Genomic DNA, 26811 nt, shown 5'->3' with positions numbered 1-26811 from the left:
ATATGGTCTGACACGGGCAATCCCCGAACTTCAGGACGACCGCGATGTTCTTCTCTTCCGACAACACGTCCCCCGCGCATCCCAAGGTGATCGAGGCGCTGGCCGCCGCCAATTCCGGTTACGTGCCGTCCTACGGCGCCGATCCGATCATGGACGAAGTGCGCGACCGCATCCGCGACATCTTCGAGGCGCCGGAGGCCGCGGTGTATCTGGTCGCCACCGGCACCGCCGCGAACGTGCTGTCGCTGGCCTGCTACTGTCCGCCGTGGGCCGCGATCTTCTGCCACCGCAACGCGCATATCGAGGAGGACGAATGCGCGTCGCCCGAGTTCTATACCGGCGGCGCCAAGTTGGTGCTGGTGGATGGCGAGCACGCCAAGATGACACCGGAGGGTCTGCGCGAGACGATCCGCTTCACTGGGCGCGGCGGGGTGCACAACGTGCAGCGCGGTATGGTGTCGATCACCGACGTGACGGAGAACGGGACGGTCTATTCGGTATCCGAGGTCGCGGCGCTGGCCGCCGTGGCGAAGGACTATGACCTGCCGGTCCACATGGACGGCGCGCGGTTCGCGAATGCGCTGGTGTCGACCAACGCCTCGCCCGCCGACCTGACGTGGCGCGCGGGCGTCGACGTGCTGTCCTTCGGCGGCACCAAGAACGGCCTGATGGGGGTCGAGGCTGTCGTGCTGTTCGATCCGAAGAAGGCATGGGAGTTCGAGTTGCGCCGCAAACGCGGCGGGCACTTGTTCTCGAAGCATCGCTTCCTGTCGGCGCAGATGCAGGCCTATCTGACCGACGACCTGTGGCTGGACATGGCGCGGACCGCGAACGCGCGCGCCGACCGGCTGGCCGAGGGCATCCTGAAGGTGCCCGGCGCCAGCCTTGTCCATCCGCAGGACGCCAACATGGTGTTCGCCGCCTTCCCGCGCGGGCTGCACCACAAGGTGCGCGCGGCGGGCGCGGCGTATCACGTCTGGCCCGGCCACCAGTCGCTTGACGGCGACCCGGATCAGCCCGTCTCGGGCCGGCTCGTGTGCAGCTGGTGCACCGGCGAGGACGAGATCGACAGCTTCCTTGGTGCACTGACCGCCTGACCTTGGCCCGTCAGAGCTTGCCGGACAGGTGCAGGTCAAGATCTTCGAGACTGTCCTGCCCCCAGAACCTTTCGTCGCCATCCGTGATGTAGAAGGGCGAGCCGAAGACGCCATGCGAAACGGCGTCTTCAAGGTTCGTGGCGTAGGTCTCGGCCCCGGCCAGCAGCCCGCTGTCGGCAAGGGACGGGTCGAAGCCCGCCGCGGACAGGCAGTCGCGGATCACGTCGTCCTGCGCGATGTCCTTCTCTTCCGCCCAGCAGGCGCGAAGAATGCCGTGGGTCAGCGCCGCCATGTCGCCGCCGCCCGCAGACTGCGCCGCGATGATGGCATAGGACGACGGCGCCGCGTTGGTTGGAAAATGCGCGGGTTTCAGGTTGATCGGCATCCCAAGCTTCTTTGCCGTCCGCGCAAGAAGCTGAAGGCGATAGACCAGCCGGCCCTCGAAGCGCTCGGCGGGCGGGGTGCCTCCGGTGCGGGGAAACGCCGCCATCAGGTCATAGGGCTTGTAGGTCACCGAGACCCCGTGCTTCCCGGCGATCTCTTCCATCCGGGTCCCTGCGAGATAGCTGAATGGCGAGATTGTCGAGAAGTAATAGTCGATATGCGGCAACGGCCCGGCCTCCCTACGCTGCGTCTTGTTTGCAAGACCGTATCAGGGTGCTAAGCGGTGGCCAACGTCACGAATCCGTCATCCCTGCATCTTCCCAGAGACCTGCTGCCATGCCCGCGATCCACGAACCCAAACTGATGTCCGGCAACGCCAACCTGACCCTCGCCTCTGCCGTCGCACGGCGGATGTCGATGCACCGGGGCGTGAACGTCGGCCTGGTGGAAGCGCGGGTCGAGCGCTTCAACGACGGCGAGATCTTCGTCGAGGTCTTCGAGAACGTCCGCGGCGAGGATATGTTCATCCTCCAGCCGACCTCGAACCCGGCGAACGACAACCTTATGGAACTGCTGATCATGGCCGACGCGCTGCGCCGGTCGTCGGCGGCGCGGATCACCGCCGTGATCCCCTATTTCGGCTATGCCCGTCAGGATCGCCGCACCAAGGCCCGCACTCCGATTTCGGCCAAGCTGGTCGCCAACATGATGGTCACCGCAGGGATCGAGCGGATCCTGACGATGGACCTGCACGCGGCGCAGATTCAGGGTTTCTTCGACATCCCGGTGGACAACCTGTACGCCGCACCGGTCTTCGCGCTGGACATCGAGCACCAGTTCAAGGGCAAGCTGAAGGACGTCACCGTGATTTCGCCCGACGTGGGTGGCGTGGCGCGCGCCCGCGAGCTTGCAAAGCGGATCGGCGTGCAACTGGCCATCGTGGACAAGCGCCGCGAGAAGCCGGGCGAGGTCGCCGAGATGACCGTGATCGGTGACGTGAAGGGCAAGACCTGTATCATCGTCGACGACATCTGCGACACCGCCGGCACCCTGTGCAAGGCGGCCGAGGTGCTGATGGAGCAGGGCGCGAAAGAGGTCCACTCGTATATCACGCACGGCGTTCTGTCCGGCCCTGCCGTCGAGCGGATCACCAAGTCGGTGATGAAGTCGCTGGTGATCACTGACACCATTCAGGCGACCGCGCCGGTGAAGGCCGCGAAGAACATCCGTATCGTTCCGACCGCTCCGATCTTCGCTCAGGCGATCCTGAACATCTGGAACGGCACCTCTGTCTCGTCTCTGTTCGAGACCGAGACGCTGCATCCGATCTACGAAGGCACCTACGCCCGGTTCTGAACGCCGGGCCGGGTCAGCCGGTACGCGAGCGGCAATACGCACGCGACGATGGCTGCCGACAGCAGGAAGGGCGCGCCGGGCATTCGCACCGCCGCGTCCGGACCTGCGAAGACCGAGAATACCGGGGTGAACACCAAGGGGCCGATCACGGCGGCAAGCGAGCCGAGCGAGGCGATCACGCCCTGGATCATGCCCTGCCGGTCTTCGTCGGCGGCATTTGCGGACAGGGCGGTCAGGGTTGGCGGAACGAGGTCCGACAGAGCCGCCAACGGCATCACCAGCGCCACGGCCCAGACGCTGCCCGCCAGCCCGAAGCCCATGAACCCGACCAGCGCCGTTATCAGTCCGCACAGCGCCAGCCTGCCCTCTCCCAGCCGGGCCACGGCGACGGGCATCACGAAAATCTGGGCCAGCGCGGCCAGCAGGCCGTAGCCCGACAGCGACAGGCCGATCACCAGCGCGGACCAGCCGAACATCTCGCGGCCCCAGAAGGCCCAGAGCGTCGGGTAGACCATGTTGGCGAACTCGAAGAGGCCGATACAAATCAGCGGGATCGCCATGCCCGGCATTGCCCACGCGATTGCGAAACTGGCGAAGGGATTCAGGTCTCGGGCGCCGAAGGCCCGGCGGCGGTCCTTCGGCAGCGATTCCGGCAGCACCAGCAGCCCCAGCACAAGGTTCGCGGCCGCCAGCACCGCTGCCACCCAGAACGGCGCGGTGACGTGCCATGCGGCGACAAGCCCGCCCAGCGACGGGCCGATCACGAAGCCGATGCCGAAGGCCGCGCCGATCATGCCGAACCGTGCCGCTCTGTCCTCGCGCGGGGTGATGTCCGAGATATAGGCCGTGGCGGTGATGAAGGTCGCGCCCGCCAACCCGGCCAAAGTCCGACCGATCAGCAGCAGCCAAAACGTGCCCGCAAGCGCCATCACCACATAGTCGATGGCAAGGAAGAACAGTGCCGCCAGCAGCACCGGCTTGCGGCCCCACGCGTCGGACACAGAGCCCACGATAGGGCCGAAGACGAACTGCGCCCCGGCATAGGCCGCCATCAGCACACCCGCCCAGATCGAGCCCTCGGCGGTGTCGTGCGCGCCGACGCGTTCCATCAGGTCGGGCATGATCGGAAACACGATCCCGATGCCGATGGCGTCGATCACCAGCGTGGCGAGAATAAAGACGTATGGACCAATGCGAAGCGCCATGACGGTTTGTTTCCCGCCACCCGCGTCAAGGCAAGCGTGAACTGACCGCTAGTACATTTGCCAGTCGTCGTCGTGCGGCAGCTCGCCGATGGCCAGCCAGTCCGCCCGGATGCGCGCGACACGGCTGTCGCCCCAAGTCCGGAACACAAGCTCGAACCCCTCGGGCGTGATCGCCTCGGCCGAGATGTCGGCGCGCTGGTTGCGGTCGCCGTCGGTATCCCACATGGAAATAGACACGTGAACGGCGGGGGTTGCGCGGAACGGGTGAGAGAACGCGACCTTGCGGCGGCGCATCCGGGGGCCGTCGCCGGACCACATGCGGCCGTCGTTCTCGAAATCAGAGAACATCGGAACGCTGCCCTGATCGACACCGACCAGGTAGTTGCTCAGCCGTCTCATTCCGATCGTTTCCTCCGACCCCTGCAATCCAAGATTGAATTCGCCCCTCGCGAATTCCGATTTTACGAAAAGAAAAAGCCCCGGCAAGTCTGCCGGGGCTTCTTTAAGAGTGCCTTAAGGCTGGGTCGGTCAGACCATGTCCTCGGCCAGGTGGGCCAGATCGGACAGCGCCTTGGACGTGATGTCCTTCTCGTGGTCCTCGGCGGCCTCGTGCCGGGCTTCCGCCTCGGCGCGCAGTTCGTCGAGGAACTCCTTCGACACCTCGCCGCGCGGGATTGCCCGCTCGGCCAGCACCGAAGTCGATTCCGCCGAGATCTCGGCGAAACCGCCGGACACCACGTAGTCCTGCGTGCCTTCCGGCCCTTCGACCGACAGCACACCCGGACGCAGCGTCGTGATGACGGGCGCGTGGCCCGGCATCGCGGTCAGGTCGCCCTCGGTGCCCGGGATCTTCACGGCAGTGGCCTTCACAGAGGCCAGCTTCCGTTCCGGGGACACGAGGTCGAATTGCATGGTATCGGCCATCTTGCCCTACCTTACGCCGCTTCCGCGGCCATACGCTCGGCCTTGGCCTTCACCTCGTCGATGCCGCCGACCATGTAGAAGGCGCCTTCGGGCAGGTGGTCGTACTCGCCGGCCACGACCGCCTTGAAGGACGAGATCGTGTCTTCGAGCGGAACCTGCACACCGTCCGAGCCGGTGAACACCTTCGCCACGTCGAACGGCTGGCTGAGGAAACGCTGGATCTTCCGGGCGCGGGCCACGGTCAGCTTGTCCTCTTCCGACAGTTCGTCCATCCCGAGGATCGCGATGATGTCCTGCAGCGACTTGTAGCGCTGAAGGATACCCTGCACGTCACGGGCAACCTGGTAGTGCTCTTCGCCCAGAACCGCCGGGTCCATCAGACGCGACGACGAGTCGAGCGGGTCCACGGCCGGGTAGATGCCGAGTTCCGAGATCGCACGCGACAGAACGGTGGTGGCGTCGAGGTGGGCGAAGGTCGTGGCGGGCGCGGGGTCGGTAAGGTCGTCCGCCGGCACGTACACGGCCTGGATCGAGGTGATCGAGCCCTGCTTGGTCGAGGTGATGCGTTCCTGCATCGCGCCCATGTCGGTCGCGAGGGTCGGCTGGTAGCCCACCGCCGAAGGGATACGGCCCAGAAGCGCCGACACCTCGGAACCCGCCTGCGTGAAGCGGAAGATGTTGTCGACGAAGAACAGAACGTCGGTCCCGGACTGGTCGCGGAACTGCTCGGCCAGCGTCAGGCCGGTCAGCGCAACACGGGCACGGGCTCCCGGCGGTTCGTTCATCTGGCCGTAGACCAGCGCCACCTGCGAGTCTTCCAGGTTATCGGGCTTGATAACGTTGGATTCGATCATCTCGTGGTACAGGTCGTTGCCTTCGCGGGTCCGTTCACCAACGCCGGCGAACACCGAGTAGCCCGAGTGCACTTTGGCGATGTTGTTGATCAGTTCCATGATCAGAACCGTCTTGCCCACGCCGGCGCCGCCGAACAGGCCGATCTTGCCGCCTTTGGCGTAGGGGGCCAGCAGGTCGATGACCTTGATGCCGGTCACGAGGATCTCGGACTCGGTGGCCTGCTCTTCGAACTTCGGAGCGGGCTGGTGGATCGCACGCTTCTCGTCGGAGGTGATCGGCGCGCCTTCGTCGACGGGCTCGCCCACGACGTTCAGGATGCGGCCCAGCGTGGCGTTGCCGACCGGCACCATGATCGGGCCGTCGGTGTCGGTCACCACCTGACCACGGACCAGACCTTCGGTCGCGTCCATAGCGATGCAGCGCACGGTGCTTTCGCCAAGGTGCTGAGCGACTTCGAGGACCAGCTTGTTGCCGTGGTTTTCGGTTTCAAGCGCGTTGAGGATTTCGGGCAGGTGATCGTCGAACTGCACGTCGACGACGGCGCCGATGACCTGGGTCACTTTGCCTTTCGCGTTTGCCATGTAAGTGTCTCCGGTTCGGTTAGAGCGCCTCGGCGCCCGAGATAATTTCGATAAGCTCGTTGGTGATCACGGCCTGACGCGAGCGGTTGTATTCGATGGTCAGCCGGTCGATCATGTCGCCCGCGTTGCGGGTGGCGTTGTCCATCGCGGTCATCCGCGCGCCCTGTTCCGAGGCGCCGTTCTCCAGCAGACCCGCGAAGATCTGCGTGGCGATCGACTTCGGCAGCAGGTCGGCGAGGATCGCTTCCTCGTCGGGCTCGTAGTCGTACAGGTTCGACGTCGTGGCCTCGGCGGCCTCGCCTTCGAACTTGGCAGGGATCACCTGCAGCTCCTGCGGCTTCTGGCTGATCACCGACTCGAACTTCGAGTAGTAGATCTTGGCCACGTCGAACTCGCCGGCATCGAAACGCGCCAGCACGTCCTTCGCGATGTCCTGCGCGTTGGCATAGCCGATGCGCTTGACCTCGCTCAGGTCTATGTGACCCACGAACAGATCGGCGTAGTCACGCTTCAGCTGTTCACGGCCTTTCTTGCCGACCGTGAGGATCTTCACGGTCTTGCCTTCACCACGCAGCTTTTCGATCTGGTAGCGGACAAGCCGCACGATCGAAGTGTTGAAGCCGCCGCACAGCCCTTTTTCCGAGGTCATGACGACCAGAAGCTGTACGTCGTCCTTGCCGGTGCCGGTCAGAAGCTTGGGGCCCTGCCCCAGCTCCTGCGCCGACCCCGCGAGGCCAGCCATCACGGCATTGAACCGTTCGGCATAGGGGCGCGCGGCCTCCGCGGCCTCCTGCGCCCGGCGCAGTTTGGCCGCGGCCACCATCTGCATGGCCTTGGTGATCTTCCGCGTCGACTTGACGCTGTCGATCCTGTTTTTCAGGTCCTTCAGAGACGGCATTCGCCTTCCCCCTTACGCGAAGTCTTTGGCGAATTCCTCGATCGCGGCTTTCAGCTTGTCAGCCGGCTCGCCCTTGATCTTCGGATCCTCGGTGGTGATCCAGTCGAGGATGTCTTTCCGGTTGTTCCGCATGTGGTTCAGCAGACCGGCCTCGAATTCCTTGACCTTGGACACCGGCAGCTTGTCGAGGAAGCCGTTGGTGCCCGCGAAGATCACGCAGACGATTTCCGCGTTGGTGAGCGGCGAGTACTGCGGCTGCTTCATCAGCTCGGTCAGACGCGCACCACGGTTCAGCAGCTGCTGGGTCGCGGCGTCGAGGTCGGAACCGAACTGGGCGAAGGCGGCCATCTCGCGGTACTGGGCGAGCGACAGTTTCACCGGACCGGCAACCGAGGACATCGCCTTGGTCTGGGCCGAGGAGCCAACGCGCGACACCGACAGACCGGTGTTCACGGCCGGGCGGATGCCCTGGAAGAACAGTTCGGTTTCCAAGAAGATCTGGCCGTCGGTGATCGAGATCACGTTGGTCGGAATGAACGCCGACACGTCGCCGCCCTGGGTTTCGATGATCGGCAGCGCGGTCAGCGAGCCGGCACCGTTGTCCTCGTTCAGCTTGGCCGAACGCTCCAGCAGGCGGGAGTGCAGGTAGAAAACGTCGCCCGGGTAGGCTTCACGCCCCGGCGGACGGCGCAGCAGCAGCGACATCTGACGATAGGCGACGGCCTGCTTGGACAGGTCATCATAGATCATCAAGCCGTGGCGGCCGTTGTCGCGGAAGTATTCGCCCATCGCGGTCGCGGTGTAGGGGGCGAGGTACTGCATCGGCGCGGGGTCCGAGGCCGTCGCGGCGACGACGATCGAGTATTCGATGGCGCCGGTCTCTTCGAGACGCTTCACCAGCTGCGCGACGGTCGAGCGCTTCTGGCCCACGGCGACGTAGACGCAGTAAAGCTTCTGGCTTTCGTCGTCGCCGGCGGCTTCGTTGTAGGATTTCTGGTTGATCACGGTGTCCAGAGCGACGGCGGTCTTGCCGGTCTGACGGTCACCGATGATCAGCTCGCGCTGGCCGCGGCCGATCGGGATCATGGCGTCGATGGCTTTCAGGCCGGTCGCCATCGGCTCGTGCACCGATTTACGCGGGATGATGCCCGGCGCCTTGACGTCCGCGACGCGGGTCTCGGTCGTGGCGATCGGGCCCTTGCCGTCGATCGGGTTGCCCAGACCGTCAACAACGCGGCCCAGCATGGCGTCGCCGACCGGCACCGACACGATGTCGTTGGTGCGCTTGACGGTGTCGCCTTCCTTGATGTCCCGGTCAGAGCCGAAGATCACGACGCCGACGTTGTCGCTTTCCAGGTTCAGGGCCATGCCCATGATGCCACCCGGAAACTCGACCATCTCGCCGGCCTGCACGTTGTCCAGGCCGAACACGCGGGCGATCCCGTCGCCGACGGACAGCACGCGGCCAACCTCGGCCACCTCGGCCTCCTGGCCGAAGTTCTTGATCTGGTCCTTAAGGATTGCGGAAATTTCCGCAGCTTGGATCGCCATCTTATCCGACCTCTTTCATTGCGTTCTGTAGGTTGGCGAGCTTCGAGCGGATCGATGTGTCGATCATCTTCGAGCCCACCTTAACGACGAGACCACCGATGAGGCTTTCATCGACGGTCGTATTGATCTTCACGTCCTTGCCCACGGTCGAGGCGAGGGTCTTGGCCAGCTTCTCGGACTGGGTCTTGGTCAGCGCCTTGGCCGAAATCACGTCCGCGGTCACTTCGCCTTTCTCGGCGGCGATGCGGTCGCGCAGGTTGCGCAGCATGTACGGCAGGACGAACAGGCGGCGTTTCGACGCCATCAGGGCCAGTACGTTCGTCATCGTCGGCGACAGGCCCATCTTCTGCGCCACCGCGGTGATCGCAGCGCCCTGCGAGTCCCGGCTGTAGATCGGCGAGCTGATCAGGTCGCGCAGATCGGCGCTTTCGGCGAGTGCGGCTTCCAGCGCGTCCACGTCGGACTCGAGTTTGGCGATGGAGTTGTCTTCCTTGGCCAGTTCAAAGACGGCCGTCGCGTAGCGCGCAGCGATGCCGGTCGAAATCGAAGCTGTTTCGGACACGTCGATCCTTCCGAGTGTTGAAGCCCCGTTCCCCCCCACGCATGACGCGGGCCGAGGCAGCCCAAGTGGCAAGGCCCAGTGGCCCAGCCTCCAAAATCGGCGCCGGTCTAGCAGAGCCCTCACCCGCCCGCAACATTCTTAGCCCGCTTTCCGGAATGCCGAAACCCTAGCAAAACAAGGCGCTGGCGATTCCGCGTCCGATTGCCGCCAAATAAAGTAGCGAAATAGTCACGAATTTCTGCCGTCGGACCCGCGAATCCCCTGATTATCGCGATTTTTCCAGCCTCGCGGCTGTTAGCGCCACCGTCCCGCACAAGGCGTGTCGGGCCTGCGCCAGAACTTCATACATGAAGGATTTTTGCGGCGCCGTCAGACCGGCTTTGCTTCCGGCTGGGTCAGCCCTTCGAGCACGCGCAGCGGCTTCCGGACGCGCTCCTTGATACCCTTCGTCGGCGCCGATACCCGCTTGGTCGCCTCGACGATCAGCACGCCCCCGGCATAGCTCATCGACAGGCGGCGGCCGGTCCGTTCCCAGAAGTTCCCGGTCTTCAGCCAGAACCGCGCGGCGGACGGAGGCTGGTACAGCGCCGCGCTGCTGCGGGCCGGTTCAAGCGAATGGCGCTCTAGCTGCGTTTCGAGTTGCGACAGCGAATAGGGCCGGCCGAAACCAAAAGGCGTGCCGTCGCGCCGCGCCCAAAGCCCCGCGCGGTTCGGCACGATGAACAGCGCCTTGCCGCCCGGCACCAGCACCCGGCGGCATTCGTCCAAAAGCTTTGACGCGTTCTCGCTTGTCTCCAGCCCGTGCAACAGGATCAGCTTGTCCGCCTGCCCCGTCTGCAGCGGCCACAGCGTTTCCTCGCATAGCACCGAGACGTTGGGCTGGCCGCCGGGCCACGGCATCACGCCCTGCTGGCCGGGCATCAGCGCGACGACCCGTTGTGCGGTCGTCAGGTAAGGCCGCAGCAGGGGGGCGGCGAAGCCAAAGCCGACCACCGTCTCGCCCGGTGCGTCCGGCCACATCTCGATCACCTGATTGCGGATAGCACGCTGCGCCGACCGGCCCAAAGCCGAGCGGTAGTAGAAGTTGCGCAGGTCCAGAACGTCCAGATGCATTGCAGCCCGTTGGCGTATCGGCGAGGGTCGGGGCGAAGAATACCGCAGCAAGAAGGAAAGACCATGCCCCTCGAGATCGTCACCGTCCCCTGCCTGCGCGACAATTACGCCTACCTTGTGAAAGGGCCCGACGGCGTTTGCCTGATCGACGCGCCCGAGGCCGGGCCGATCATCGACACGCTCGAAAGCCGCGGCTGGGACCTTGGCGCGATCCTGATCACGCACCACCACCACGATCACGTCGATGGCGTCGAGGAACTGCGCGCGAAGTACGGCTGCAAGGTGATGGGCCCCAAGGCGGAGGCCGACAAACTGCCGCAACTCGACATGGCGCTGGAGGAAGGCATGAACGGCGGCGAGGGCGACGCCTATACCGTGCCGCTTGCGGTGCCGGGCCACACGCTGGGCCACCTCGCTTTCCATTTCCCGAAAGCCAAGGCCGTGTTCTCGGCCGACAGTCTAATGGCACTCGGTTGCGGGCGACTGTTCGAGGGAACGCCGGAAATGATGTGGGACTCGATGCAGAAGTTTCTGGCGATGCCGGATGACACGCTGGTGTATTCCGGCCACGAGTACACCGCGTCCAACGCCCGCTTTGCGCTGACCATCGAGCCGGACAACGCGGCGTTGCAGGCGCGGGCCAGGGACATCGAAGCCAAGCGAGCGCGAAACGAACCCACCGTGCCAGCCAGCATTGGTGAGGAAAAGGAAACAAACCCCTTTCTTCGGGCGCACTTGCACGAGGTTAAGGCGCTCCTAAATATGGAGTCGTCGCCCGACGCCGAAGTCTTTGCGGAGATCCGCAGGCGCAAGGACTCCTTCTGACAACGTCGCAACCTTGGGCAGCCCGCGTTGCCCTCCTGCCCAAATTCCGGTCGCGTGAATAAAAATGTGACCGTCCCCCACGAGAAAACCCTTGAAGCGCGGGAAAAAGAACCGAACCTTAAAGGTATGAGGTCACGGTGGAGAACGGGGCCCAGGCCCTCTCCGCCCAAGCGAAGGAGCACGACAGGTGCCGTCATTTTCGAACACCCTCGAGCAAGCCATTCATTCGGCTCTGGCGCTGGCGAACGCCCGCCGCCATGAGCTTGCGACGCTGGAGCATCTGCTTCTGGCTCTCGTCGACGAACCCGACGCGGCCAAGGTCATGCAGGCCTGCAGCGTCGATCTGGATGCGCTGCGCAAGACGCTGGTGGATTTCATCGACGACGACCTTTCGACCCTTGTCACCGATGTTGACGGGTCCGAGGCCGTGCCGACCGCCGCGTTCCAGCGTGTCATCCAGCGCGCCGCGATCCACGTCCAGTCTTCCGGCCGGACCGAGGTTACCGGCGCAAACGTGCTGGTCGCGATTTTCGCCGAACGCGAATCCAATGCCGCCTACTTCCTGCAAGAGCAGGACATGACCCGCTATGACGCGGTCAACTTCATCGCGCACGGCGTGGCGAAGGACCCGTCCTACGGTGAATCGCGCCCCGTGCAGGGCGCCACCGAGGCAGAGGAGGAAACCCAAACGGCCGAGGATGACTCCAAGGGCGAAAGCGCTCTGGCGAAATACTGCGTCGATCTGAACGCGAAGTCGAAGAAGGGGGATGTCGACCCCCTGATCGGCCGCGCGCAGGAAGTCGAGCGCTGCATCCAGGTTCTGTGCCGCCGGCGCAAGAACAACCCGCTTCTGGTCGGTGACCCCGGTGTCGGCAAGACCGCCATCGCCGAGGGGCTCGCCCACAAGATCGTCGGCGGCGAAACTCCCGACGTGCTGAAGGGCGCGACCATCTACTCGCTCGACATGGGGGCGCTGCTGGCCGGCACCCGCTATCGCGGCGACTTCGAAGAGCGGCTGAAGGCCGTCGTCTCCGAGCTTGAAGAGCACCCGGACGCGATCCTGTTCATCGACGAGATTCACACCGTGATCGGCGCCGGCGCCACGTCCGGCGGTGCCATGGACGCATCGAACCTTCTGAAGCCCGCGCTTCAGGGCGGCAAGCTGCGCTGCATGGGCTCGACCACCTACAAGGAGTTCCGCCAGCACTTCGAAAAGGACCGCGCGCTGTCGCGGCGCTTCCAGAAGATCGACGTGAACGAGCCCACGGTCGATGACGCGGTGAAGATCCTGAAGGGTCTGAAGCCCTATTTCGAGAAGCACCACGAGATCAAGTACACCTCTGACGCGATCAAGTCGGCGGTGGAACTCTCGGCCCGCTACATCCATGACCGGAAACTGCCGGACAAGGCCATCGACGTGATCGACGAGGCCGGCGCCGCGCAGCACCTGGTTGCGGACAGCAAGCGTCGCAAGACCATCGGCTCGAAGGAGATCGAGGCCGTCGTTGCCAAGATCGCCCGTATCCCACCGAAGAACGTCAGCAAGGACGACGCCGAGGTGCTGAAGGATCTGGAGGGTACGCTGAAGCGCGTGGTCTTCGGTCAGGACGCCGCGATCGAGGCGCTGTCCTCTGCGATCAAGCTGGCCCGTGCCGGCCTGCGCGAACCGGAGAAGCCGATCGGCAACTACCTGTTCGCGGGCCCGACCGGCGTCGGCAAGACCGAGGTCGCGCGCCAGCTGGCGGACTCGCTGGGCGTGGAACTGCTGCGCTTCGACATGTCGGAGTACATGGAGAAGCACGCGGTCTCGCGGCTGATCGGCGCGCCTCCGGGCTATGTCGGCTTTGACCAGGGCGGCATGCTGACCGACGGCGTCGACCAGCACCCGCACTGTGTGCTGCTGCTGGACGAGATCGAGAAGGCGCACCCGGATGTGTACAACATCCTTCTGCAGGTGATGGACCACGGCAAGCTGACCGACCACAACGGCCGTACGGTAGACTTCCGCAATGTGATCCTGATCATGACCTCGAACGCCGGGGCCGCGGAACTGGCGAAAGAGGCGATGGGCTTCGGCCGTGACCGCCGCGAGGGCGAGGATACCGCTGCGATCGAACGTCAGTTCACGCCGGAATTCCGCAACCGTCTTGACGCGGTCATCTCGTTCGGCGCGCTGCCGAAAGAGGTCATCCTGCAGGTCGTCGAGAAGTTCGTGCTGCAGCTGGAAGCCCAGTTGATGGACCGCGGCGTGACGATCGAGCTGACCAAGCCGGCAGCCGAATGGCTGGGCGAGAAGGGTTACGACGACAAGATGGGCGCCCGCCCGCTTGGCCGCGTGATCCAGGAGAACATCAAGAAGCCGCTGGCGGAAGAGCTGCTGTTCGGCAAGCTCGCCAAGGGTGGCGTGGTGAAGGTTGGCGTCAAGGACGGCAAGATCGACCTGCGGGTCGAAGAGGCCGGCGCACCGCGCATCGCCTCGAAGAAGCCGCCGCTTCTGACCGCCGACTGACCGGCAGCAACAGAACATCGGAAAGGGCCCCCGTTGTGGGGCCCTTTTTCGTTCCGGGCACGCCCGGACGGTTCATGGTTACAGAATGGCGACGCGTTCGACCCGTTCGGGATCCGGGAAGGGGCGGTACAGGCCATAGTCGACGGCGTCGATCATTCCATGCACCTTCTCGTACAGGTCCGCCACATCCTCGGACCGGGAACAGGCGTGGCTGAAAATCGCGTCCAGCGCGGCAAGCCCTTCCACCTCGATCTCAAGCACGAAGTCGCGGTGCCGACCGGATGCAAGGTTCAGCTTGCGGCGGAACAGACGCCACCGCAGGACAAGCCCCTGCGACACCAGATGGTCCATCCACCGTTCCAGCGCAGCGGCAAAAACGATGGCCTTCGCATCGTTCTTCAAATCGATCATGCAGTGATACAGGTTCATCCGCCAAAGCCTCCCGCCGGTGCGGCGTACCAGTGGCAGGTTGAGAAGGCGTAAACGGCGGCGGCTGTTACTTCTCGGTCAGCTTCAGTTCGATCCGGCGGTTCTGGGCGCGCGCCTCTGAGCTGTCGCCTTCCGCGATGGGCTGCCACTCGCCGAAGCCCGTCGCGGCCAGCCGGTCGGGCGGGAAATCCAGATCGTCGATCATGAAGCGCACCACGGACAGCGCACGGGCCTGGCTAAGCTGCCAGTTGTCTTCCCAGCGCCCGCCACGCACGGCGGTGTCGTCCGTATGCCCGTCGACCCGCAGCACCCAGTCGATCTGCGAAGGGATCTGGTCGGCCACGTCGCGCAGGATCTCGACGACGCCCGCGATCTGTTCCTTGCCGGCGTCCGACAGTTCCGCGTCGCCCACCTGGAACAGTACTTCGGACGAGAACACGAAGCGGTCGCCCTGAATGCGGACGCCCTCGCGCCCCGACAGAAGCTGCGACAGCAGGCCGAAGAATTCCGACCGGTAGCGTTCCAGTTCTTCCTTCTGGCGTTCCAGTTCCAGCCGCAGCGCTTCTTCCGCATCGGCGCGCAGGCGTTCCTGCTGCGCCGCGCGCGCCAGCGCCGCGTTCAACTGGGCGCCCAGCGCCTCGATCTGCACGTCGGACTGCGCATCCTCTTCGGCGGCAAGGTTCAGCATGGATTGCAGCGTGGCGATCTGGCGGCGAAGCTCACCCACCTGCTCGTTCAGCACCTGTATCCGGCGCTGATCGGCGGCAGAGGCGGCCTCGGCCTCGCCCAGCTTGTCGTTGGCGGTGGCGAGCAATAGGTCGTTGCGCTCCTGCTCTGTCAGCGCGGCCTCGGCCGCGCGCTCGGCCTGCCGCTGTGCGGCCAGCGCGGCGGCCAACTGGTTGCGAAGATCCTCTTCGCTGACCTCGGCAGAGCCGCGCAGCGACGTCAGTTCCGCCTGTGCGTTGTCAAGCGTAGCCTCGGCTTCGGCCTGCGCGGCCAAGGCGGCCTCCAGCCGTTCGGTCAGGTCGCTTTCCGCGGCACGGGCCGCCGCCAGAAGGGTCAGCGTTTCTTCCGCCTCGCGCCGCTTTTCCTCCAATGCCAACGACATCGCGGTCAGTTCCGCGTCCGATTCCTCCAGACGCGCACGCAGAGCTTCTGCCGCCGCCTGATCCGCCAGCCGCGCGGCCTCTTCTTCCGACAGCGCGGTTTCGACACCTTCAAGCTGTTCGCGAAGCTGCTCTGCCGCGGCCGCCTCTGCCAGCCGCTCGGCTTCCGCGTCGGTCAATTCGGCCTCGGCCGCGTTGAGACGCGCGCGCAGTTCGGCGGCGGCGGCTTCCTCTGCCAGCCGGGCTTTCTCCGCCTCGTCCAGATCGGACTCGGCCGTCTCGAACCGCCGGCGCAGTTCCTCGAGCGCGGCCTGTTCCGCCAGCCGCGCCGCCTCGGCGTCGCTGAGTTGCGTCGCCATGTTCTCCATCGCGCGGCGCAGTTGCTCGACCTCGGCCAGACGCGCGATGCGGGCGGCGTCGGTTTCGCCGACCGTCTGTTCCAGCGCGGCAAGGCGGGCGCGCAGGGCCTCTGCCGCCGCCTGCTGCGCCAGTTGCTCGGCTTCGGCCTCGCTTAGTTCGGCCTGCGTGTCTTCCAGCTGATCGCGCAGCAGGGACGCCGTCTGTTCCGCGTCCGCCTCGCGTTGCGAAAGCTCGGCTTCCAGACGCACGATGCGCTCGGCCAATGTCTCGTTCTCTGCCGTCGCCGCCGCCGCCGTTTCTTCTTCCGAAAGCAGCCGGTCCCGCAGCGCGGCCAGCTGCTCCAGTGTGGCCTGCTGGCTGTCGGTCGTCTCGGCCAGACTGGCGGTCAGCGCCACGATCTGCTCGCGCAGGCTGGCGGCCTCGTCCTGCGCCGTGGCCAGCGTCGAACGCTCTTCATCCAGCGCGGACTGCATCAGGGCCAGCCGGTCGTTCAGGTTGGCATTCTCGTTCCGGGCGCCTTCAAGCTGCGCCAGCGACCGGACCAGCGAGGCATCGCGGTCGGACACCTTCTGTTCCAGTTCGGCCACCAGCGCTTCCAGCGCTTCGCGGCGGGCCGCGGCAAGGCGGGCGGCTTCGGTCTGTTCGTCGATCTCGTCGCGGGCTTGCGCAAGGGCCAGTTGCAGCGCCTCCTGCTCCGAGATCAGTTCCGCGTTCTCGCCCTGAAGCTCGGACAGGTCCGCGGCCAGCGCCTCGCCCTCGGCAAGCGCCTCGTCGCGCTGCGCCAGCAGACTGGCGACCTGTTCCTCGAACGAGGCGATCCGCGCGGCGCGGGCCTCCAGTTCCTCGGTCTGGCCTGCGATTTCGGATTGCAGTTCTGCGATCAGCGACGCCTGCGCCTCGCCCTGCGCGCGGGCATCTGCCAACGTCGCGTTGAGAGTGCTCAATTCGCCTTCCAGCGCCTCGCTGCGGCGTTCTTCGACGCCCAAGGCGCGGGCCAGCACGTTGACCTCGGTGGCCAGCGCGTCAAGTTCGTCTTCCTGTCCGTGGATCTGTTCCTGCAAGACGAATTGCACGACCATGAAGATGGTCAGCACGAACATCAGCACCAGCAGCAAACCCGTCATCGCGTCGACGAAGCCGGGCCAGATGTTGCCCGACATGCGGTTGACGGATCGGCGGGTCAGGGGCATCGGCCTAGCCCTCGGTCGCCGCGCGAGTCAGTTCTCGGACGGCCTCGGTCAGCGCGGCGATGTCCGACCGCAGGTTCACGGTCGATTCCTGCCGGCCGGCGGACATTTCCTCGAGAATGCGCAGCAATTGCACGTCGATCGACCGCAGGCGCATCCGGCTTTCGGCGTCCATGCCGCCGCCACCGCCCTGCGACGCCTGCTGGTCCAGCACCTCGACCAGCCTCTGTTGTCCATCGACCACGCGTTCCAGCATGCGGCCGCTCGAATCCTCGCGGTCCAGCTGCGAGGCGACGCGCTCAAGACTTTCCGAAAGCGAGCCCAGCCTTTGATCGACCTGACTGCGGGCAATGTCGGACTGCGCGATGATGTCGCGCAGGCCTTCCATCTGGGTATCCATATGTTCGAGCACCGCGATCACCGCGTCCTGCTCGGTCGTCGCTTCGGCGTCGCCGGACGAGATGCCAAGCCGGGTGATGGTCGACACCCATTCTTCCAGCTCGCGGTAAAAGCGGTTCTGCCCGTGACCGGCGAACAATTCCAGCAGACCGACGACCAGCGAGCCCGCAAGACCCAGCAGCGAGGACGAGAAGGCGACGCCCATGCCGCCCAGCTGCGCCTCGAGCCCGGTCATCAGTCGGTTGAACACCTCTAGCCCGGATTCGTTGCTTGTCGGCGCAAGCGAGCGGATCGTGTCGACGACCGCGGGCACCGTCGTGGCGAGGCCGAAGAAGGTGCCGAGCAGGCCGAGGAACACCAGGAGATTGGTGATATAGCGCGTGATGTCGCGGATTTCGTCGATGCGGGTGGCGACCGAGTCGAGGATCGACCGCGACGAGGCCGCGCTGATCTGCATCCGGGTGTCGCGCCGCCGCAGCAGCGCCGCCAGCGGCGCCAGCAGACGTGGGGCGTGGCCTGAACGAACCTCGGGGTCGCCGCCTGCGAAGCCGACGATCCAGTTTACCGACCGGACAAGCTGAAACACCTGCGCGAAACACGCGACGATCCCGATGAAGAACACCAGCGCGATGAAACCGTTCAGGTAGAGGTTGGCCAGAAAAACCGACTCGACCCGCGGAAAGGCGAGATAGGCCCCGAATGCGACGAGGCCCAAGACGATCACCATCAAGACGATCTGCCGGATCGGCTGTGAAAAATACGGCGCGGCCTCGCGCTCCGTCTGCACCATTTGGGGCGTTTCCCGGGAATGCCTTTTGTCGGAACGATATTGGGGATTGTGCCGAGTGCCAACACCTGTGGCGGGATTAAAGCACTCTAATCAGGCGGATTCCGCCAAGGTGCGGACCCTTTGCGACAGCCAGAGCAGATCCGCGTCCTCGATACCCAGTTCCTGCAGGTGCGATTGGGTGTTGTAGAGGTACTCGGTGTTCGGGCCGCGCCCGCCAACCGCCGAGGAAATCACCTCGGCCTGCCGCTCCAAAGTCAGGCCGCCGCAGTACTGTACGTGATCGGTGTCGACGACGTAGACGACCGCCTCGACCTCTTCGCCATCCGCAAGCTGCAGGGGCAGCATCCGTTCGACATAGGCCGACGAGATCAGTTCGCGTTCGCGCAGGTAGTCCAGCGTCTGTTCGCGGTGCAGATCCGGCACGCGGAAGCCAAGCCCGTGGCATTCCGCGTCGTCATGCGGGTCCAGCGCCAGCACAAGGCCCGGGTGTTCGGGCGTGCCGCGATGATGGATCGACCACATGCAGAAGGTGCGGGCATAGCCCCTGAGCGTGGCCAGTTCCCGGCGGTCGTGTTCAAAACCCGGGTTCCACATCAGCGAGCCGTAGCCGAAGACCCACAGCGGTGCGTCAGTCATGTCGTTTGCCCTTTTGCATCCGCGCCTTATAAACACGGCCGGGCAGGCAGGGCAAAGGGGTCGGCATGCGCTCTTTCTTTATCGGCGTCTTCGCCATCTTCGTGGCGGCCATCCTTTGGTCCGGCTGGTGGTGGTATGGCTCGACGGTCGAGGAGCGCACGATCGCGGCGTGGATCGGCCGGACCGATGGCGCCAGCGCCCGGGTTGTGTCGACGTCGGGCTATCCGAACCGGTTCGACACCACGTTGACCGGCCCCGAGCTGAAGGGCGACCGGATGGACTGGTCGGCGGAGTTCATGCAGATCCTGCGGCTGTCCTACCGCCCCGGGCGCTATATCCTTGTTTTCGACACGACGCAGCGGATCGACACCGGCGTTCAGGTGATGACGCTGACGGCCGAGCAGGCGCGCGCCAGTGTCGCCCGGGATCGGGGCACGCTGCGGTCGAGCTTCGTGATCGACGCGCCGTCGCTGGCGTCTTCGGCCGGCTGGACCGCGACCGCCAACACGATGCTGTTCGCCACGCGCCCCGACAGCGGCGGAACAGAGGTCGGTCTGGACCTTCGGACGCTGGAATTCGACGGCGTCACCTCGGATGTGCATCTGCAGGGCGTGGTGACGGAAGGCGCGGATGGTCAGCCAAGCGGCGAGCTTTTGCTGAAAGTCGGCCACTGGCCGTCGTTCCTGGCGCTATTGCGGGCGCTCGAAGCCGTCACGCCGGATCAGTTCGACCTGCTGTCGCAGCCGACTGAAGAACGTGTGCAGATGACGGTCATCCTGACCAATGGCAGGGTCAGCCTTGGCGGCGTCGACATCGGGCCGCTGCCGATCATGCCGCTGCCCCTGCCCTACTGACCGGATCGGCCGCCAGCCTCAGCGGCAATAGGGGCCGTATCCGTGCTTTGCAACGTCGAGGTGGAAGTGATCCTGGTGCTGCGCATCGGAGCGCGGGCCAAGAACGGTGCCGAAAGTGCCGCAGGCGCGGGCGTGGATGATTTGCAGGATCGGTCCGGCAACCTTGTCGCGCCAGCCGGCCAGCACCGTATGCACAGTGCCGTCCTTCAGGATCAGCGCCGAGATGTCGATGGCTTTGCCACGCCCATGCTCGGACACCGGAGCACCCGGAACATGGTTCCGCGTCCGGCAGGTGTAGCTTCCGGCAACGCGCAGCGCGGCGATCCCGCCGCCGGTCTTGCCCACCGTCGGGATCACGGTGTTGGTGACCCAGCTGCGCAGCGCGACCGCGGTTTCGCAGCTGATCGTGGCAGGGGTCGTCAGGGCGACGCCGTCGACGGCGGTGATCCGCACCGGGTTCTGCAACCCGCACCCTTGCAGCTTGGCGGGAATCGCCGGGATCGCCTGCCCCCGGATCGCCGGATCGCCGCAGACCGAGCCTTCGGTCGGGTATTTGGATTTGTTGGGCGCGCGGAAGATCGTGGCCAACAGCCCCTTGGGACGACCCGGAGGCGCGGTCGGCGCGGGCGTGACGACGGGTGCCGCGGCTGTCGTCACGACTTCGGCCGGGGCCTCGGGTTCTGGCGCGCGAACGACGACGCGCGGACGGGGGACCGGGATCGGCGACAGGATGAGGCCGCGGTTCACCACGGCGATTTCGGCGTCGGCCTCGGGCGTCTCGACCTCTTCAGCTGCATTCGCCTCGGGCAGAAACTCTGCCGGGACAAGGTCCGCGGGCCGAAGCATCGGCAGGCGGGACGAAACCCCGGCGACCACGGCGGTTTCATCGGCTGCCGCGTCCTCGGGCGAAGTGTCGGTGACGACGGTTTCATCTTCGACGGGCGTCGCGTCGGTTTCGACCTCGGCGACAACCGGCGCCTCCGCGTCGGTCTCGACCTCGGGCTCTGCCGCTTCGGCGGCGATGGCGGCGACTTCCGCGTCACTCAGGTCTTCAGAGGCATCGCCTTCCGCGAAGGGAACCGGCACCTCGACCTCTGCCAGATCGGCCTCTGCCGTGGGCAGCGGATCTTCGCCCATCGGAGTGGCTTCGGCGGTTTCCGCGACCAGATCGGTGGGCCGGCGCACCGGAAGCACGGCGGCCAACAGCGCGCCTTCCGGGTCCGGGCGCGTCTCGGGCAGCATCGAAACGGCGGGCGCTTCGGCCATCGCCGGAACCGCGCCAGCGGCCAGAACCATGGGTAAGATCAGGTAACGGAAGTTCATTTCCGGCTCGTTCCTCTGCCGAAGTCGGGCGCTTCGGTGTCCTGCCCCGCTTCGATGATCCCGCGTCGGATCGCGCGGGTGCGTGTAAAGTAATCGAACAGTTGCTCGCCGTCACCCGTCCGGATCGCGCGCTGCAAGGCGAATAGCTCTTCCGTGAACCGGCCGAGGATTTCCAGCGTCGCCTCCTTGTTGGTCAGGAACACGTCCCGCCACATCGTCGGGTCCGACGCGGCGATCCGGGTGAAGTCCCGGAAACCTGCCGCAGAATACTTGATAACCTCTGAATCCGTGACACGTCGCAGGTCATCCGCCACGCCGACCATCGTGTAGGCGATCAGGTGCGGGGTGTGGCTTGTGACCGCGAGAACAAGGTCGTGGTGGTCCGCGTCCATCTCTTCGACGTTGGCGCCCATCCCTTCCCACAGTGTCCGCAGCTTCGCGACAGCATCGGCGTCACAGCCCGCATCGGTGATCAGAAGGCACCAGCGGTTCTCGAACAAGGTCGCGAAACCGGCGTGCGGGCCGGAATGCTCGGTCCCCGCCAAAGGGTGACCGGGCACGAAATGGACGCTTTCGGGCAGATGCGGCGCCACCGCTTCGACCACGTTTTTCTTGACCGAGCCGACATCGGTAACCGTTGCGCCGGGCTTCAGGTGCGGGGCGATCTCGGCGGCCAGCGGCCCCATCGCGCCAACCGGCACGGCCAGCACGATGAGGTCGGCGTCCTTCACAGCCTCGGCGGCGGTTTCCGTCACGCGGTCGCACAGGCCCAGCCCGACAGCCACGTCGCGGGTCTCTTTCGAGCGGGCGGTGCCCACGACCTCACCCGCCAGTCCGTGCGCTTTCATGGCAAGACCCATCGACCCCGCGATCAAACCCAGACCGATCAGGGCAACCCGTTCGTAGACCTGACTCATACGCCGGCTCCCTCGGTCCGTGCCTCCATGAAACCGCCGATGACATGCGCCACCCGGCGGCACGAGGCCTCGTCGCCGACGGTGATCCGCAGGCAGTCGGGGAAGCCGTAGCCCCCCACGCGCCGGACAAGGATGCCGGCCTCTTTCAGCGCGGCGTCACAGGCGCCTGCCTCGTCCTCGGACGAGAACCGAGCGAGGATGAAGTTGGCATGCGCCGGGTCCGAGGGCACGCCCTTGGCGGCCAGAGCCTCGGCCAGCCATGTCCGCAGTCGGGTGTTCTCGGACAGGCACTTTTCGACGAAGGTGCGGTCGCGCACGGCGGCTTCGGCGGCAGCCAGCGCCGGGACCGACAGGTTGAACGGACCGCGGATGCGGTTCATCACGTCGATCACCTCGCGGTGGGCATAGCCCCAGCCGACCCGAAGCCCCCCCAGCCCGTAGGCCTTGGAGAAGGTCCGCAGCATCACGACGTTCGGCTTCGCATCCACCAGCGACACGCCGCCGTCATAACCCCGCGCGAACTCTGCATAGGCGCTATCTATCACCAGCATCGCGGTGTCCGGCACGCCATCGGCCAGCCGCGCCAGTTCCGCGTCGGTCAGGATGGTCGAGGTCGGGTTGCCCGGATTGGTGATGAAGACCAGCCGCGTCTGCGGAGTGCAGGCCGACAGCACCGCGTCGACGTCCACCCGCCGCTCGCGCTCGGGAGCGACGACCGGGGTCGCGCCGGCAGCACGGGCGGAAATCTTGTACATCGAGAAACCGTGCTCGGTGTAGATCACCTCGTCTCCCGGACCGGCATAGCACTGGCACAGGAAGTGGATGATCTCGTCCGACCCGACGCCGCAGATGATGCGGTCGGGGTCCAGCCCGTGAACCTCGCCGATCGCCGCGCGCAGGCCGGCGTGATCGGTGGACGGATATCGATGCATCAGGTGCGCGGACCGCTTAAGCGCTTCCATCGCCTTCGGGCTGGGGCCAAAGGGGTTTTCGTTCGACGACAGCTTCACGACGTCTTCGCGGCCCTCGATCGAGGACTGGCCGCTGACGTAAAGCTTGATGTCCATGATGCCGGGTTGTGGCTGAATGCCGGTCATTTTCGCGGTCTCCTTCAGCGGTCGTCATATCCGCCCGGTTGCGGCGGCGCCAGCGTCAATCCGGCGCGGCGGATTGTCCGGTGGAAGCAAAAGCTTGGCCGCCCGCCGCCAGACCGCCGGCAGGGTCTTGCGCCCGATGATGACAGCGCCGCACTCGCCGCCGCGATACGACGCGAAATTGCCGGAGATGCAACCCGGCCTAGCCCGGTTGCTTCATCATGGTGACCTTGCAGGGCGCGCCGGTGCGGTCGTAGGTCGTCCATTCCCCGACCTGCGCGCCCATGTCGAAATGCCCTGACCGCATCAGCGTGCCGTCTTTCCGGAAGAACTCGAAATAGCCGTGCTCGCGTCCGTCCTTGCGATGCCCCCGGACCCAAAGCGATCCGTCGCGGTGCAGCTTCTCGAACGGACCGTCGTCGGTCATTTCTTCGCGCCGATTTTCGGTTCGGTCCCCGCCAGCAGGCGCGAGATGTTCGACCGGTGCTTCACCCAGACAAGCGCCGACATCAGCAGGATCAGCACCGCACCGTGCCAGTGGTAGAAGAACAGCGCATAGACCGGCGCAAGCGCGGATGCTGCCAGCGCCGAAAGCGAGGAGAACCGGAAGATCAACGCCGCAACCAGCCAAGTCGCACAGGCGGCAAGGCCCACGGGAAAGCTCAGCGCCAGCAGGGTGCCAAGGAACGTCGCCACGCCCTTGCCACCGCGAAAGCCCAGGAACACGGGCCACAGGTGCCCCGCCATCGCGAACAGTGCGGCGACGCCCGCCGCATCCTCGCCCACCAGCCAGCGCGCCAGCAGCACCGCCGCCGCACCCTTGCCGGCGTCACCGATCAGTGTCAGCAGAGCCGCCAGCTTGTTGCCGGTCCGCAGGACGTTGGTCGCGCCGATGTTGCCGGACCCCACGCTGCGCAGGTCGCCCAGCCCGAATACCCGCGCCATCAGCAGGCCGAAGGACACCGAGCCCAGCAAATAGGCCAGCACCGCTGTCAGGATCAAAAGGAACATCGCACCCCCCGTTCGTCGCGCGGCCAATCTGTCCAAAAACGCGCGCCGAGGAAAGGGCTGCTTTCGGTGTCAGTCGGCCCCGGCATTGGCAAAGCGCGGCAAGCTCTGCTCGACCCAGTCGGCAAACTCGCGCAGCCGGTCCGCGGCCTCGACCCCAAGCGGCGTCAGGCGATAGTCGACGCGCGGGGGGATTTCCCCGTGATCCGTGCGCAGGACCATCCCGGCGGCACAAAGGTTCGTCAGCGTCTCGGCCAGCATCCGTTCCGAGATGCCGCCGATGCTGCGGCGGATCTCGGCAAAACGGAACGTCCCGTCTTTCAAGACGATCAGGATCAGAGGGGCCCAGCGACTGGTCAGCAGGCGCAGCACCTCGCGCGAAGGACACTGGGCGGCAAGGACGTCGGGCGTCATCGGGGTGTCGGTCATGCGGCCCTCCGGTCGGGTTGTGCGTATGCGCAGGGGACGGTCTCTCGCCTCCCGGCCCACTTACTATTATGTAAGTACTTACTATTCGTAAGCAAGGCTTTTAGGTTCCGCCCATCCAACGAACGACCGGACTGAAAGGACAGACGAATGACAATTGCGGTAACAGGAGCCACAGGCCAACTCGGACGCCTCGTCATCGAGCGACTGAAGGAAAAGGGCGCGGATGCCATTGCGCTGGTCCGCGACCCGGCGAAAGCCAGCGGTATGGGCGTGCCGGTTCGGCTTGCCGACTACGACAAGCCCGAAACGCTTTCCCCGGCGCTGGAAGGTGTCGACACCCTGCTTTTGATCTCTGGCAGCGAGATCGGTCAGCGCGCGCGCCAGCACGCGGCGGTGATCGAGGCCGCCAAGACGGCGGGCGTGACGCGCATCGTCTACACCTCGCTTTTGAACGCGCCGACCAGCACGCTGTCGCTGGCCGAGGAACACCGCGCGACCGAAGCCCTGCTGGCCGACTCCGGCCTGTCGGTGACGCTGCTTCGCAATGGCTGGTACACCGAGAACTACACGGGGTCGGTCCCTCCCGCCGTTGCCAACGGCGCCTTTGTCGGCAGCGCCGGTGAGGGTCGCATCGCCTCTGCGACCCGCGCGGACTTTGCCGCCGCAGCGGTCGAGGCCGTGACGGGTGACGGACACGAGGGCAAGACCTACGAACTGGCGGGCGATGCAGCCTATACTCTGGCCGATCTTGCGGCAGAGGTTTCGGCGCAGACCGACAAGGACATCCCTTACGTCGACATGCCGGCCGAAGAATACGCGAAGGCTCTGGAAAGCATCGGGCTCGATGCCGGGATGGCCGGGGCGATCGCCTCGTTCGACGTCGAGGCCGCCAAAGGCGCGCTTTATTCCGACGACAAGACACTGTCGCGGCTGATCGGCCGCCCGACGACACCCCTGTCGGACGCGGTCAAGGCCGCGCTGGCCTGACGCGCGGCAGGATCTATCAGACGATCCTTCCGCATGCCGCGACAAGGTCCTCGCGGAACCGTTCAGTTTCCTCGGCCCGGCGCACCGGGTCGGGGAGCCGCAGCAGGTACGACGGGTGAACCGTTACGAACACGGGGCCGTGGGGCGTTTCCTCCACGGCTCCGCGCCGCTTCAGAAGACCGTCTCGACGGCCGGTCAGGCTTTGCAGCGCGGTTGCGCCCATGGACAGGATCAGTTCGGGTCTCACCAGCTTTAGCTCTGCCTCCAGCCACCATTTCGCGTGTTCGATCTCTGTCCGGTTCGGCGGCTCGTGCAGCCGCCGCTTGCCGCTGCGGCGGAACTTGAACTGCTTGACCGCATTCGTGACATAGGCTGCCTGCCGGTCCAGACCGGCCTGCCCCGCCACCTTGTCGAACAACTGCCCGGCGGGACCGACGAAGGGGCGGCCCTGCTGATCCTCGTGATCGCCCGGCTGCTCGCCCACCACCATCAGCCGCGCGTCGGCGGGGCCCTCGCCCAACACGATCCGACCCAGCCCCTCGGGCAAATCGCGGCTCGCCTCGGCGGCGCGTGTCCGCAACTCGTCCCACGCAACAGGCCGCGCGGCGCGGGCCCGGCCGAGGATGCGCTCTGCCCGGACCGGAGGCAGCGCGGGCATCGCCGCGCGCATCTCGGCGGCACGCGCCTCTGCCCCGGCAATCAGTTCGGGGATGTGGCGTGCTTCCGGCAGGTTCTTCCAATACTTGCGCGGCATCTCGGACGTCATCGCCTGCACCTTTACCCGCGCCGGGTTGAAGATGTTGCGGAAGTAAGTGCCCCACAGCGCCTCGGCCCCGTCCTCGGGCAGTTCGGGCCGCGGCTGGCCCTCGGCAAAGCTGACCTTTCCCGCCTCGAACCGGGCAGTCACGTCGGGCGTCGCGATGATCCAGTCCATGTCACCAAACCGGCGGGCGAAGAAGGGCGCAGTGGGCTCGACCGTGTGGTGCGACGGCTCGAACCACGCGGCAAAGGCGCGGCGACCGCCGCTGCCCGCGCCGATGTCACGAAACCGGACGAAAGCCTTCATCTTGTGGGCGCAGCGGTTGACGTTCTTCTCCATCGCCCGCAACCGCGCAAGGTCGGCATCGCCGCGATCCGACAACAGGCGCGGCTGGCGTTTCACGCGCAGCAGGAAGGCATAGAGCCGCGCGAACCGCTCCGGGTCGGAATGCCAGACAACGCGCGATGCGAGGTCGACGAAGCCTTTGGGAACGGTGACATCCGCCGAGGACGGCGCAGGCGTAACAGCACCGCCGAACAGGTCGTCGGGCGCGTCCTCGCCAAAGCGCCACAGGACGGCTTCCGCCGGAACGCCATCGGCCAGCAGGCCGCGCGCGGCGTCGCGCCACGCGGTCCATGTACCGATCCGGGGAAGCTGTATCGTGCGCATGGC

General features: G+C 65.7%; 26 protein-coding genes. 6 read left to right on the top strand and 20 right to left on the bottom strand.

What is annotated here, in order from left to right:
* The first annotated feature begins 44 nt into the window (after positions 1-44).
* Positions 45-1097: a threonine aldolase family protein gene (locus tag ACP156_RS12420; RefSeq protein WP_425051645.1), complete on the top strand. Its 1053-nt coding sequence runs from the start codon at positions 45-47 to the stop codon at positions 1095-1097.
* Positions 1098-1107: 10 nt separating this feature from the next.
* On the opposite strand, the gene ACP156_RS12415 is transcribed toward ACP156_RS12420, so the two are convergent.
* Positions 1108-1707, bottom strand: a complete 600-nt coding sequence (locus ACP156_RS12415; RefSeq protein WP_425051644.1) for a 2-hydroxychromene-2-carboxylate isomerase — start codon at positions 1705-1707, stop codon at positions 1108-1110.
* Between the two features lie 110 nt (positions 1708-1817).
* Here ACP156_RS12415 and ACP156_RS12410 point away from each other — a divergent pair, with 110 nt between their 5' ends.
* A complete protein-coding gene (locus tag ACP156_RS12410) occupies positions 1818-2837 on the top strand; it encodes a ribose-phosphate pyrophosphokinase (RefSeq protein ID WP_425051643.1) in 1020 nt (339 codons plus the stop codon).
* On the opposite strand, the gene ACP156_RS12405 is transcribed toward ACP156_RS12410, so the two are convergent.
* The 8 genes from ACP156_RS12405 to ACP156_RS12370 all read right to left on the bottom strand — a co-directional run bounded on the left by ACP156_RS12405 (position 2822) and on the right by ACP156_RS12370 (position 10526).
* A complete protein-coding gene (locus tag ACP156_RS12405) occupies positions 2822-4042 on the bottom strand; it encodes an MFS transporter (RefSeq protein WP_425051642.1) in 1221 nt (406 codons plus the stop codon). The two genes, ACP156_RS12410 and ACP156_RS12405, sit on opposite strands and share 16 nt — an antisense overlap.
* Before the next feature lie 48 nt (positions 4043-4090).
* Positions 4091-4441, bottom strand: coding sequence for an H-type lectin domain-containing protein (locus tag ACP156_RS12400; RefSeq protein WP_425051641.1), 351 nt, complete (start codon positions 4439-4441; stop codon positions 4091-4093).
* A gap of 129 nt (positions 4442-4570) precedes the next feature.
* Complete coding sequence (locus ACP156_RS12395) at positions 4571-4966, bottom strand: F0F1 ATP synthase subunit epsilon (RefSeq protein WP_425051640.1); 396 nt, start codon at positions 4964-4966, stop codon at positions 4571-4573.
* 11 nt (positions 4967-4977) lie between these two features.
* Complete coding sequence (atpD, locus tag ACP156_RS12390; RefSeq protein ID WP_425051639.1) at positions 4978-6402, bottom strand: F0F1 ATP synthase subunit beta; 1425 nt, start codon at positions 6400-6402, stop codon at positions 4978-4980.
* Positions 6403-6421: 19 nt separating this feature from the next.
* Positions 6422-7300, bottom strand: coding sequence for a F0F1 ATP synthase subunit gamma (locus tag ACP156_RS12385; protein WP_425051638.1), 879 nt, complete (start codon positions 7298-7300; stop codon positions 6422-6424).
* Positions 7301-7312: 12 nt separating this feature from the next.
* Positions 7313-8851, bottom strand: coding sequence for a F0F1 ATP synthase subunit alpha (atpA, locus tag ACP156_RS12380; RefSeq protein ID WP_425051637.1), 1539 nt, complete (start codon positions 8849-8851; stop codon positions 7313-7315).
* Between the two features lies 1 nt (position 8852).
* Entirely contained in the window at positions 8853-9419 is a 567-nt protein-coding gene (locus ACP156_RS12375) for a F0F1 ATP synthase subunit delta (RefSeq protein WP_425051906.1), read from the bottom strand.
* Between the two features lie 363 nt (positions 9420-9782).
* Complete coding sequence (locus ACP156_RS12370) at positions 9783-10526, bottom strand: class I SAM-dependent methyltransferase (protein ID WP_425051636.1); 744 nt, start codon at positions 10524-10526, stop codon at positions 9783-9785.
* Positions 10527-10589: 63 nt separating this feature from the next.
* Here ACP156_RS12370 and gloB point away from each other — a divergent pair, with 63 nt between their 5' ends.
* Positions 10590-11351 (top strand): hydroxyacylglutathione hydrolase, encoded by a 762-nt coding sequence (gene gloB / locus ACP156_RS12365; protein ID WP_425051635.1) that lies wholly within the window; start codon positions 10590-10592, stop codon positions 11349-11351.
* Between the two features lie 187 nt (positions 11352-11538).
* The gene (clpA, locus tag ACP156_RS12360) at positions 11539-13860 is read left to right on the top strand and encodes an ATP-dependent Clp protease ATP-binding subunit ClpA (RefSeq protein ID WP_425051634.1); all 2322 of its coding nucleotides are present in this window, start codon (positions 11539-11541) and stop codon (positions 13858-13860) included.
* Between the two features lie 78 nt (positions 13861-13938).
* Here clpA and ACP156_RS12355 read toward each other — a convergent pair whose 3' ends face one another.
* The 4 genes from ACP156_RS12355 to ACP156_RS12340 all read right to left on the bottom strand — a co-directional run bounded on the left by ACP156_RS12355 (position 13939) and on the right by ACP156_RS12340 (position 18767).
* A complete protein-coding gene (locus tag ACP156_RS12355) occupies positions 13939-14289 on the bottom strand; it encodes a DUF6614 family protein (protein WP_425051633.1) in 351 nt (116 codons plus the stop codon).
* 67 nt (positions 14290-14356) lie between these two features.
* A complete protein-coding gene (locus tag ACP156_RS12350) occupies positions 14357-16945 on the bottom strand; it encodes a peptidoglycan -binding protein (protein WP_425051632.1) in 2589 nt (862 codons plus the stop codon).
* Positions 16946-16949: 4 nt separating this feature from the next.
* Positions 16950-18131: a biopolymer transporter ExbB gene (locus ACP156_RS12345; RefSeq protein WP_425051631.1), complete on the bottom strand. Its 1182-nt coding sequence runs from the start codon at positions 18129-18131 to the stop codon at positions 16950-16952.
* Positions 18132-18221: 90 nt separating this feature from the next.
* A complete protein-coding gene (locus tag ACP156_RS12340) occupies positions 18222-18767 on the bottom strand; it encodes a gamma-glutamylcyclotransferase (RefSeq protein WP_425051630.1) in 546 nt (181 codons plus the stop codon).
* Between the two features lie 65 nt (positions 18768-18832).
* On the opposite strand from ACP156_RS12340, the gene ACP156_RS12335 reads away from it, so the two are divergent.
* The gene (locus ACP156_RS12335; protein WP_425051629.1) at positions 18833-19621 is read left to right on the top strand and encodes a DUF2125 domain-containing protein; all 789 of its coding nucleotides are present in this window, start codon (positions 18833-18835) and stop codon (positions 19619-19621) included.
* 18 nt (positions 19622-19639) lie between these two features.
* Here the strand turns inward: ACP156_RS12335 and ACP156_RS12330 are convergent, their stop codons facing one another.
* The 6 genes from ACP156_RS12330 to ACP156_RS12305 all read right to left on the bottom strand — a co-directional run bounded on the left by ACP156_RS12330 (position 19640) and on the right by ACP156_RS12305 (position 24392).
* A complete protein-coding gene (locus ACP156_RS12330; protein WP_425051628.1) occupies positions 19640-20944 on the bottom strand; it encodes an extensin family protein in 1305 nt (434 codons plus the stop codon).
* A complete protein-coding gene (locus tag ACP156_RS12325; RefSeq protein WP_425051627.1) occupies positions 20941-21861 on the bottom strand; it encodes a prephenate/arogenate dehydrogenase family protein in 921 nt (306 codons plus the stop codon). Before ACP156_RS12325 ends, ACP156_RS12330 begins: the two co-directional genes overlap by 4 nt.
* A complete protein-coding gene (gene hisC / locus ACP156_RS12320; RefSeq protein ID WP_425051626.1) occupies positions 21858-22958 on the bottom strand; it encodes a histidinol-phosphate transaminase in 1101 nt (366 codons plus the stop codon). The genes ACP156_RS12325 and hisC overlap by 4 nt, the downstream gene beginning before the upstream one ends.
* 199 nt (positions 22959-23157) lie before the next feature.
* A complete protein-coding gene (locus tag ACP156_RS12315; protein ID WP_425051625.1) occupies positions 23158-23382 on the bottom strand; it encodes a toxin-antitoxin system YwqK family antitoxin in 225 nt (74 codons plus the stop codon).
* The gene (gene plsY / locus ACP156_RS12310; protein WP_425051624.1) at positions 23379-23966 is read right to left on the bottom strand and encodes a glycerol-3-phosphate 1-O-acyltransferase PlsY; all 588 of its coding nucleotides are present in this window, start codon (positions 23964-23966) and stop codon (positions 23379-23381) included. The genes ACP156_RS12315 and plsY overlap by 4 nt, the downstream gene beginning before the upstream one ends.
* Before the next feature lie 69 nt (positions 23967-24035).
* Complete coding sequence (locus tag ACP156_RS12305; protein ID WP_425051623.1) at positions 24036-24392, bottom strand: winged helix-turn-helix transcriptional regulator; 357 nt, start codon at positions 24390-24392, stop codon at positions 24036-24038.
* 147 nt (positions 24393-24539) lie between these two features.
* On the opposite strand from ACP156_RS12305, the gene ACP156_RS12300 reads away from it, so the two are divergent.
* Positions 24540-25379, top strand: a complete 840-nt coding sequence (locus ACP156_RS12300) for an SDR family oxidoreductase (RefSeq protein WP_425051622.1) — start codon at positions 24540-24542, stop codon at positions 25377-25379.
* 16 nt (positions 25380-25395) lie between these two features.
* Here ACP156_RS12300 and ACP156_RS12295 read toward each other — a convergent pair whose 3' ends face one another.
* Positions 25396-26808 carry a UdgX family uracil-DNA binding protein gene (locus ACP156_RS12295; RefSeq protein WP_425051621.1) on the bottom strand — a complete coding sequence of 471 codons (1413 nt, stop codon included), beginning with the start codon at positions 26806-26808 and terminating at the stop codon, positions 25396-25398.
* Positions 26809-26811: the final 3 nt, after the last annotated feature.

The sequence above is a fragment of the Psychromarinibacter sp. S121 genome (assembly GCF_049801035.1).
GTDB lineage: Bacteria > Pseudomonadota > Alphaproteobacteria > Rhodobacterales > Rhodobacteraceae > Psychromarinibacter.
This window is presented reverse-complemented; position numbering and strand designations above follow the sequence as displayed.

Coding starts and splice junctions, on each gene's coding strand:
- ACP156_RS12420 (WP_425051645.1), top strand. CDS start 45: ATGTTCTTCTCTTCCGACAACACGTCCCCCGCGCATCCCAAGGTGATC.
- ACP156_RS12410 (WP_425051643.1), top strand. CDS start 1,818: ATGCCCGCGATCCACGAACCCAAACTGATGTCCGGCAACGCCAACCTG.
- ACP156_RS12405 (WP_425051642.1), bottom strand. CDS start 4,042: ATGGCGCTTCGCATTGGTCCATACGTCTTTATTCTCGCCACGCTGGTG.
- ACP156_RS12400 (WP_425051641.1), bottom strand. CDS start 4,441: ATGAGACGGCTGAGCAACTACCTGGTCGGTGTCGATCAGGGCAGCGTT.
- ACP156_RS12395 (WP_425051640.1), bottom strand. CDS start 4,966: ATGGCCGATACCATGCAATTCGACCTCGTGTCCCCGGAACGGAAGCTG.
- atpD (WP_425051639.1), bottom strand. CDS start 6,402: ATGGCAAACGCGAAAGGCAAAGTGACCCAGGTCATCGGCGCCGTCGTC.
- ACP156_RS12385 (WP_425051638.1), bottom strand. CDS start 7,300: ATGCCGTCTCTGAAGGACCTGAAAAACAGGATCGACAGCGTCAAGTCG.
- atpA (WP_425051637.1), bottom strand. CDS start 8,851: ATGGCGATCCAAGCTGCGGAAATTTCCGCAATCCTTAAGGACCAGATC.
- ACP156_RS12370 (WP_425051636.1), bottom strand. CDS start 10,526: ATGCATCTGGACGTTCTGGACCTGCGCAACTTCTACTACCGCTCGGCT.
- gloB (WP_425051635.1), top strand. CDS start 10,590: ATGCCCCTCGAGATCGTCACCGTCCCCTGCCTGCGCGACAATTACGCC.
- ACP156_RS12355 (WP_425051633.1), bottom strand. CDS start 14,289: ATGAACCTGTATCACTGCATGATCGATTTGAAGAACGATGCGAAGGCC.
- ACP156_RS12350 (WP_425051632.1), bottom strand. CDS start 16,945: ATGCCCCTGACCCGCCGATCCGTCAACCGCATGTCGGGCAACATCTGG.
- ACP156_RS12345 (WP_425051631.1), bottom strand. CDS start 18,131: ATGGTGCAGACGGAGCGCGAGGCCGCGCCGTATTTTTCACAGCCGATC.
- ACP156_RS12340 (WP_425051630.1), bottom strand. CDS start 18,767: ATGACTGACGCACCGCTGTGGGTCTTCGGCTACGGCTCGCTGATGTGG.
- ACP156_RS12335 (WP_425051629.1), top strand. CDS start 18,833: ATGCGCTCTTTCTTTATCGGCGTCTTCGCCATCTTCGTGGCGGCCATC.
- ACP156_RS12330 (WP_425051628.1), bottom strand. CDS start 20,944: ATGAACTTCCGTTACCTGATCTTACCCATGGTTCTGGCCGCTGGCGCG.
- ACP156_RS12325 (WP_425051627.1), bottom strand. CDS start 21,861: ATGAGTCAGGTCTACGAACGGGTTGCCCTGATCGGTCTGGGTTTGATC.
- hisC (WP_425051626.1), bottom strand. CDS start 22,958: ATGACCGGCATTCAGCCACAACCCGGCATCATGGACATCAAGCTTTAC.
- ACP156_RS12315 (WP_425051625.1), bottom strand. CDS start 23,382: ATGACCGACGACGGTCCGTTCGAGAAGCTGCACCGCGACGGATCGCTT.
- plsY (WP_425051624.1), bottom strand. CDS start 23,966: ATGTTCCTTTTGATCCTGACAGCGGTGCTGGCCTATTTGCTGGGCTCG.
- ACP156_RS12305 (WP_425051623.1), bottom strand. CDS start 24,392: ATGACCGACACCCCGATGACGCCCGACGTCCTTGCCGCCCAGTGTCCT.
- ACP156_RS12300 (WP_425051622.1), top strand. CDS start 24,540: ATGACAATTGCGGTAACAGGAGCCACAGGCCAACTCGGACGCCTCGTC.
- ACP156_RS12295 (WP_425051621.1), bottom strand. CDS start 26,808: ATGCGCACGATACAGCTTCCCCGGATCGGTACATGGACCGCGTGGCGC.